Origin of the sequence: Spongiactinospora sp. TRM90649 (genome assembly GCF_029382225.1) — a bacterium.
GTDB lineage: Bacteria > Actinomycetota > Actinomycetes > Streptosporangiales > Streptosporangiaceae > Spongiactinospora.
This window is the reverse complement of sequence record NZ_JARLTC010000085.1, coordinates 1-2,698: the sequence shown is the minus strand read 5'-3', so window position 1 is coordinate 2,698 and position 2,698 is coordinate 1. Positions and strand designations below refer to the sequence as shown.

Below are 2,698 nucleotides of genomic sequence, written 5' to 3'. Positions count from 1 at the left end.
GCCCGAGAGAGGGGTGAGGAGCGATGACCGCGGCCGACTGCGAGCGCGCGCAGATCGCCGAGCTGACCGGCATGTCCCGCCTCGCCTGGGCCAAGCACACCCGCGTCCGGGTCTCCGCCCGGCTGCTCCTGGCCGCCGTCGTCGTTCTCACCACCACCCTGCCGCTGGGAGGTCTGTCATGACCATCGCCACCGCCACCACCGTCCTGCTCATCTGTTCCGGCATCCTCGCCGTGGCGACGTTCCTCATCCAGGGCCGCCAGTGGCCCACCGCGATCGCCGCGTGCGTGTTCGGCCTGTTCCTGGCCTCCACGCCGGTCGGGGACATGGTCACCGACGCGCTGGTCACGCTGCTGCGGAGCTGGTCATGAACGCCCTGCTCACCGTCCTGGCGGTCGCGGCTGGCCTCGCCCTGTTCGCGGTGCGCCCGCCGACCGTCCAGGACTGTACGCCCGCCCAGCTCGCCGCCTGCGTGCGGCGGGCCGGGTGGCCCCGCCTCCTGCTGGCCGCCGCCCGGATCACCGTCGTCCTGACCCTGCTGCTGCTGGTCGAGGCGGCCCGGCTCACCTGGCACGCCGCGGCGGCCATCGGCGCCGTCCTGGCCGTCATCGCCTGCGGCATCGAGGCGCTGGCCGGGCGCGCGCCGCTGGAGGGAGCCGTCCGATGAGCCACCAGCCCGGCCAGCCCGACCGGCACCTGCGCGTCGTCCGCGACCGCGCGGACGCCCCGCCGCTGCCGCTCGACCACGACGGTGAGGCGCAGCACGGCGACATCGTGCCCCGCGACGTCGCACCGCCCGCCACCCGCGATCCCGGCGCCCTGGTCGAGCCGACCCGGATCTGGTCCCCGCGCCAGATCGACCTCGTTGATCTGGTGGTGCGCCGCGTCGCCGAGCTGCGTACGGCACCGGCCCGCCGCGGCGCCGCCCGCCGCCTGCTGGCCGCCGCGGTGACCACCGCGCAGGGCGTCCACTCCTGGCTGTCCCGCGCCGGCGACGCGCTCACCCTCGGGGTGTACCGGCGGCAGATCCGCGCCGCCGAAGCCGCAGGCGACGGCGAAGCGCTCGCCGCGTGGATCGAACGCAAGGAGCGTGCCGTCGTCCAGCGGCACTCCCGGCTGATGGAGCTGCCGCTGACCGTGGTCAGCGTGCTCAAGGGGGGCGCGATCGGCTGTGGCGGGCTCCTGGCGGGGAGCGTGCTGCTCAGCGTCACGGTGTGGGCCACCGGGGCCGGGTCGTTCACCGCGGTGTTCGAGGTCGTCGGCGGGGTGGTCGGTGGCGCGTTCCGGCTGGTCGCGTGGGCGTGGCCCGCCCTGACCGTGGGTGTCCCGGCCGCCCTGGTGGCCGCTGCGTGGCGTGAGGGTCGCCGCCGGGCCACCCCGCCCGCGTGGATCGCAGCCCCACAGGAGGACGGGCACAACGGCGGCCGGGACGTCATCCCCGACGAGGGAGCCATCCTCAACGCCTTGCGTCACCTGGAGCTGCCGCCGTTGAACAAGGCGTTCCGGGGCGGGTGGCGGCCCCGGTTCGTCCTGCCGACCCAGCGGGAGGGCAAAGGCTTCCGCACCCAGCTTGAGCTGCCGCCCGCCGTGACCGTCGAGATGATCGTGCAACGCAAGAAGATCCTCGCGCACAACCTCGTACGGCACGCGGTCGAGGTGTGGCCGACCGAACCGAGGACCAAGCCCGGCGTCCTGGACCTGTGGGTCGCCGACCAAGGCGCCCTCACCGGCCCCGTACCGCCGTGGCCGCTGCTCAACGACGGCGCCGGCGACTACTTCAAGGGCGTGCCCGTCGCGGTCAACATCCGCGGGAAGACGATCGTCGGACGGCTGTCGGAGGCGAACTACGCCCTGGCCGGGCGCATGGGCTCGGGCAAATCGACACTCATCATCACCCTGCTGCTCGGCGGGCTCCTCGACCCGCTGGTCGAGGCCGACGTGTACGTGATGGCGGTCAACGCCGACTACGACCCGATGAAGCCACGGCTGCGCACCCTGATGACCGGCACCGGCGAGGAAGTCGTGGAGGCGTGCCTGAACACGCTGCGCGGCGCGTACCGCAGCCTCGACGAGCGCGGCAAGGCGCTGAAAGAGCACGGCGAGCGGGCCGTCAACCGGCGCCTGGCCGAGATCGACGCCCGGCTCCGGCCGCACCTCATCGTCATCGACGAATGCCAGGCGCTGTACATGCACGAGGAGTACGGCGAGGAGGCCGTGGCGCTGACCGTCAAGCTGATCTCCGCCGCGCGGAAGTACGGCATCACGCTGATCTTCGCCACGCCGGAGGCGTCCAGCGCCTCCCTGCCCCGCAAGGTCATGGCGGTCACCAGCAACAAGGCGTGCTTCGCGATCGGCGACCAGGTGTCCAACGACGCGATTCTCGGCACCGGCTCCTACAAGTCGGGCGTGTCCGCGGTCGGGCTGAAGCCCAAGACCGAGGACGACCTCGGGGACGTCGGCACGTGCATGGCCATCGGGTTCGAATCCGAGCCGGGCCTGCTGCGCTGCTCCTACGTCTCCCAAGCCGAGGCGCACCTGGTGGTGGCCCGGGCGCTGGAGATCCGCCGCAAGGCCGGCATCACCCCCGGCAACCGGGCGCCGGTGCAGGAGCGGGACCTTCTCGACGACCTGGACGAGGTCCTGGACGCCGAGCGGGTACGCCTGGCCGACGTGCCCGGCCTGCTCCGGCGCCTGGCCCC

Annotated in this window: 4 protein-coding genes; all 4 read left to right on the top strand. The window is 73.2% G+C overall.

Features of this window, described 5'->3' with window-relative positions:
* Positions 1-23 precede the first annotated feature (23 nt).
* Entirely contained in the window at positions 24-182 is a 159-nt protein-coding gene (locus P3X83_RS43060; protein WP_277311238.1) for a hypothetical protein, read from the top strand.
* A complete protein-coding gene (locus P3X83_RS43055; RefSeq protein WP_277311237.1) occupies positions 179-370 on the top strand; it encodes a hypothetical protein in 192 nt (63 codons plus the stop codon). Before P3X83_RS43060 ends, P3X83_RS43055 begins: the two co-directional genes overlap by 4 nt.
* Positions 367-666 (top strand): hypothetical protein, encoded by a 300-nt coding sequence (locus P3X83_RS43050; protein WP_277311236.1) that lies wholly within the window; start codon positions 367-369, stop codon positions 664-666. Before P3X83_RS43055 ends, P3X83_RS43050 begins: the two co-directional genes overlap by 4 nt.
* Positions 663-2,698, top strand: a 2,036-nt coding sequence (locus P3X83_RS43045; protein WP_277311235.1) for an AAA family ATPase, incomplete at its 3' end; no start/stop codon positions are given. The genes P3X83_RS43050 and P3X83_RS43045, both read left to right, overlap by 4 nt.

Bases quoted from the DNA above. Each gene is read 5' to 3' on its own strand.
- P3X83_RS43050 (WP_277311236.1), top strand. From the start codon at position 367: ATGAACGCCCTGCTCACCGTCCTGGCGGTCGCGGCTGGCCTCGCCCTG.
- P3X83_RS43055 (WP_277311237.1), top strand. From the start codon at position 179: ATGACCATCGCCACCGCCACCACCGTCCTGCTCATCTGTTCCGGCATC.
- P3X83_RS43060 (WP_277311238.1), top strand. From the start codon at position 24: ATGACCGCGGCCGACTGCGAGCGCGCGCAGATCGCCGAGCTGACCGGC.